Annotated in this window: 5 protein-coding genes; all 5 read left to right on the top strand. The window is 59.1% G+C overall.

Going from position 1 to position 4872, the window contains the following annotated elements:
• On the top strand, nucleotides 1-368 hold a 368-nt coding region (locus tag ABN482_RS00835; protein ID WP_502877211.1), incomplete at its 5' end, for a fimbrial biogenesis chaperone.
• Nucleotides 369-418: 50 nt separating this feature from the next.
• Nucleotides 419-2860, top strand: a complete 2442-nt coding sequence (locus ABN482_RS00830; protein ID WP_349502211.1) for a fimbria/pilus outer membrane usher protein — start codon at nucleotides 419-421, stop codon at nucleotides 2858-2860.
• Nucleotides 2851-4008 carry a fimbrial protein gene (locus ABN482_RS00825; RefSeq protein WP_349502210.1) on the top strand — a complete coding sequence of 386 codons (1158 nt, stop codon included), beginning with the start codon at nucleotides 2851-2853 and terminating at the stop codon, nucleotides 4006-4008. Before ABN482_RS00830 ends, ABN482_RS00825 begins: the two co-directional genes overlap by 10 nt.
• A gap of 80 nt (nucleotides 4009-4088) precedes the next feature.
• A complete protein-coding gene (locus ABN482_RS00820) occupies nucleotides 4089-4493 on the top strand; it encodes an acyl carrier protein (protein WP_349502209.1) in 405 nt (134 codons plus the stop codon).
• Nucleotides 4490-4872 (top strand): beta-ketoacyl synthase N-terminal-like domain-containing protein (locus ABN482_RS00815; protein WP_349502208.1); only part of this gene is annotated, 383 nt, incomplete at its 3' end. The genes ABN482_RS00820 and ABN482_RS00815, both read left to right, overlap by 4 nt.

The following is a 4872-nucleotide window of genomic DNA, read 5'->3' as shown; positions in this document are numbered from 1 at the left end:
CGCGTACGCGGATCAAGCTGTTCTATCGTCCGAATGATATTCAGAAACTGCCGCGCGGTGCCGAACTGCTCAAGTGGTCGATGGTGCGTGACGGTGGCCAGTGTCAACTGGTCATCGAGAATACCTCTGCCTACAACATCAATTTTGCAAGCATCGACATGATGGGCGAGAACAGCGAGTTTGGGCGTGCCTTGATCGCCAAGCCGCTGGAAACGACACAAGTGCCGCTGGGGCATTGTCCCGTCGGCGCCGTATCGATTACGCCGCATGTCGTCAATGATTATGGCGTTGTCGAATCCTGGCCTGCCGTGGCACCGACCCTGTCGGGCGCACCGGTGACGGGCGTGCCGGCTGGAGCAGCGCAGTGAATCCTTGCAATTTGCCAGGGAGATCCCTGGCGCTGTGCATCAGTGCGGCTGTGGGTCTGTTCGCCTCATCGCATGGCCACGCCCAGGAGCTGGCTGCTGAGTTCGATGACAGTTTTCTGCATCAGGGAGCAGGCCAGCCCAGCGTGGATCTGTCGATCTTTGCCTTGTCCAATCGCGTGCTGCCGGGCTTGAAGTCCGTGGTGCTGCGTATCAATGGTCAGCTGTCGGGCATGCGGGAAATCGATTTCATTGCTGTTCCTGGCAAGGAAAATGCGCAGCCCTGTCTGTCGACCGAGCTGCTGGAGGGGGTTGGTGTCAATCTGCTGGCATTCCCTTCCCTCGTCGGGGTGGGCGCACCGCCGTGCACGAGCCTGCTCGAAGCCATTCCATCGGCTTCGTCCAGCTATGATTTCGACAGGAATATCCTGAGCCTGTCCATTCCGCAGGCGGCGCTCAGCCAGAGCGCGCGAGGCGCTGTATCGCCTGAAATGTGGGATACCGGTGAAACGGCGTTCTGGTCTTCGTATCATTTTTCGCATAATCAGATGCGGATTTCGGGAGAAGGGCGCTCAACCAATCGCAGCAGCTTCCTGAGCCTGCGCAATGGTTTGAACCTGGGAGCCTGGCGCTTGCGTGCCAATGGCAATTTCTACGACAGCAATGGCAGTTCGAGCTTTACCTGGAATGACTTCTACGCCGAACGCGATGTGGCTGCCTGGCGTGGCTGGTTGCGCCTGGGTGACAGCTCGACCTCGGGCCAGATATTTACCTCCACCCGATTCCGCGGGGTACAGTTGCAGTCCGATGACGGTATGCTGCCGGATAGCATGCGTGGTTATGCGCCGGTCGTGCGCGGCGTGGCTGCGGGCAATGCCAAGGTCACCATTCGCCAGAATGGTTATGTGATCTACACCACCTTTGTGGCTGCCGGACCGTTCGTGATCAATGATCTGTACTCGACGCCCGGTGGCGGGGATCTGGAAGTCGAGGTGGAAGAACTCAATGGTCGTACCACGCGGTTTTTCCAGCCGTTTTCGGCTTTGCCGACTATGGTGCGGGAAGGGATCTGGAACTATAACTTTTCCCTGGGGCAGCACCGTCAGAGTTTCGGTGATGAGAAACCTTTGATGGGCATGGCTACCCTGGCCTATGGTCTGCCCTATGGCCTGACCGCCTATGGTGGCCTGACGACGGCGCAGGGAGGCTATCACGCGGGTGCGATCGGACTGGCCATCAACATGCGGGCACTGGGCGCACTGTCTCTGGATATGACCAGTTCGCGCTCGCGCCAGCAGGATGGTGGCAAGCTGGTTGGTACTGCCGCACGCATTCAGTATGCCAAGTCGTTTGCCGAAAGCGGTACCGACCTGACGCTGGCCAGCTATCGCTACAACTCGTCGGGTTATCGCAGCCTGGATGATGCCTTGCGTGATCGTAACGACAGTACGGTATTCCGCGGCTTGCAGCGCCAGCAGGAGTATCAGTTGTCGTTTGCACAACGTATTGGCGATATGGGTTCGCTTTCGTTCAACTATTTTGGCCTGACCTACCGCAATGCAGAAAAAAAGGCCGAATACATGCAGGTGGGCTATTCCAGCGCCGTGGGGCGCATCGGTTATTCGGTCAATCTCGGCCGCAACAGCAGCCCGCAGCAGGAACGGCAGACCACGGTCATGCTCACGCTGAGCCTGCCGTTGGGCGGATCCCATACTGCCAGCTATTCGATGAACCATACCAGTGGCCAGGGAACCAGCCATGACGTCAACCTGAGTGGCGCGTTGACCGATGATTATGCAGTGACCTATGCGCTGCAGGCCGGGATGAATTCCGGCAATGACAGAGGTGGGCATGGCTATGGTTCGGTGGGCTATGCCTCGCCTGTCGGGATCATGAACGTCAGCCACGCCTATGCACGCAACAGTTCGAATACCAACTTCGACTTCAGCGGCGCTGTCGTCGTGGATGGCAAGGGACCGCTGTTCGGTCAATCGCTGGGTGAAACCGCGATTGTGGTCGATGCGCCGGGTGCGGCAGACGTGCAGGTCGAGTCGTTCCCCGGGGTCCGTACCGACAGCAACGGACGTGCGCTGATTCCTTACGTCAGCCCGTACCGTGAAAACCGTATTTCGCTGGCACCCGATTATGACGATGCAACCGCGACGATCCAGCAGAACGTGCAGACGGTCGTGCCGACGCGGGGGGCGATTGCCGTGGCGTATTTCGAGACTGCGATTGGCCGTACGGTCATTGCCACGTTGCGAAGTGCCGACGGCAAGGTACTGCCATTCGGTGCGTCCATCTATGATGATGATGGCGAGCAGCGCGGCGTTGTCGGGCCTGTGGGGCGCTCATGGCTGACGGGTCTGCAGGGCCGCAACCATTTCCTGGTGAAATGGGGCGAACAGCAAGAGTTGCAGTGCACCTTTGAAATCGATGTGTCGGCTGCCGAGCAGGGAACCGATAAAGTACAGAAGGAATTCACATGCGCCTGAAGAGAGTGAATAGGGTCGGGATGATGCCGGCCGTGGCAGCTGCGCTGCTGGGCGTGGCTACGCTGCCGGCCATGACGAGCCAAGCCTATGCGGGCCCTCTGGATGCGCGGGCGGTTGCCTGCCGCCTTAATCAGGGGGGGACGACCAACAAGGGCAATAAATATATGGCCTACCGTTCATCAGGCTATGTCGTGGGTCTGTCTGCCGGCATGACCAGCCGGCCGTTGCCCGCCGAGGCGCAACGCGGCCAGATTCTGTTTTCCACCATGGATGCGGCATTGCCATCGCTTTACGGCGAGGCACAGGGGCAGGCTGCACCTCTGTATTATTGCCCGCCAGGCACGACCGAGAGATTCGATGGCAATGGAGCCTATATCGACAGTGCATACAAACTCTATGCGACAGGTGTGCCGGGGATTGGCTATCGGGTTTATTACTATATAAATGGTAGTGAGCAGATTTCTGCCCCGATCACTTTCAGCAATAACTACCAGACCGGGGCACTGGTATTTCCCATGAATGGGTCCGGCCAGAGTGGCTATCTGACGACACGAATCGATTTCGTGGCGACCGGCCAGCCCATCCAGCCTGGCGTCATCAGGGCCAATCAGATATTCGGGCAGGTGACGGTGCCGAATTCCGGGCTCAGTATTCCCTGGCAACTGTACAAGGTCTATATGAATCAGGACATCACGATTACCGTGCCGACCTGCAACGTGACCAACACTGCGGCATTGAACATGACATTGCCCGATGTATCGACTACCCAGCTGGTTGGTGGCAAAGGGGGCGCAGTGAGCGAAACCACCCTGCAGGTCAGTTGCTCAACGAGCAGTCGCGCCGCGCCTTCCCTGAAAATCACGGCCAACAGCCTGGTCAGTGGGCAGGTAGCGACGTTGCGCAATCAGGATACGGGCACGACAGGGGCCAAGGGGGTGGGCGTGCAACTGTCGTTGTGGGATCCGGCCATCGGCAGGTTTCGTGCGCCTGCCATTGGCAGCGAGGAAAAAAATGCGGGCACGGCAATCGGTGCCCTGCCGACCAATCTGTGGTCGTATCGCCTGGGGGCCAATTACAAGCAGGTGGATGCCACGGTTCAGGCAGGTGCCGTCAAGGCTACGGCAACGCTGACTTTCACGTACATGTAATTGGGAATGTTCTGGTATTCCGGCCCAAAGGGCTGGGATACACTGTTTTTTCCATTTTCAAGCAGCCTTGGAGGGTCGATATGTCGGGACTACCGGATCGGGAACAGTTGCGGGCCACACTCGCCAAGGTCATTGCCGAAACCTGCCGTTGTGATGCTGCGGCATTGTTGCGTGACGAGCCCTTCACCTCAGTGATCGAAAATTTCGATTCACTCTACATGCTGGAAATCATGCTGGGCATCGAGGTCGAATACGGACTGAGCGCAGATGATCTGTTGCCGCGCGACTATACGACCAGCGAGGAGCTGGCCGAGTTCTTTCCCTCCAATCTCACCGAACTGGCCGTGCATATCGAGAAAGTGGCCGAGCGCAAGGCGGCTGACGAGGCTGCCGGGATCCATCCGCCGACGCCCGAAAGCGTCGAGGCCGCATTGCGACGCCAGATCGAGGTGGAAGAACAGGCCCAGAAGGGAGAGCGTGCATGACCCGACGTGTTGTCATTACGGCGATGGGGCTGGCCAGTCCGGTCGGCGATACCCCTGACGCCTGTTTCGATGCCTTGATTGCCGGGGCCTGCGGCGTGACGCCGCACCCCGACTTCGCCATCGGCCGGGATGTCGGCTATGTGCGTGGCGACATGACTGCGAATCTGCCCGGCAACCAGGCCATCATGCTGGATCGAGTTTCCCATCTGGCGCTGTATGCCGCAAAGCAGGCGCTCGAGTCAGGCCGGCTTGGCACAGAGCAGCAGGCGGAGTGCGGCGTGTTTGTCGGTACAGGTATCGGCGGGGTATCCACGCTGTGCGATGCCGTGGGTGCCTTTCACGACAAAATTCCGCGCCGTGCCCAGTTGGTGATCCCCGC

The organism is Corticimicrobacter sp., assembly GCF_040137905.1.
Taxonomy (GTDB): domain Bacteria; phylum Pseudomonadota; class Gammaproteobacteria; order Burkholderiales; family Burkholderiaceae_B; genus Corticimicrobacter.
Note: the sequence above shows the minus strand (reverse complement) of the source record. Positions and strands in the feature narration are given on the sequence as shown.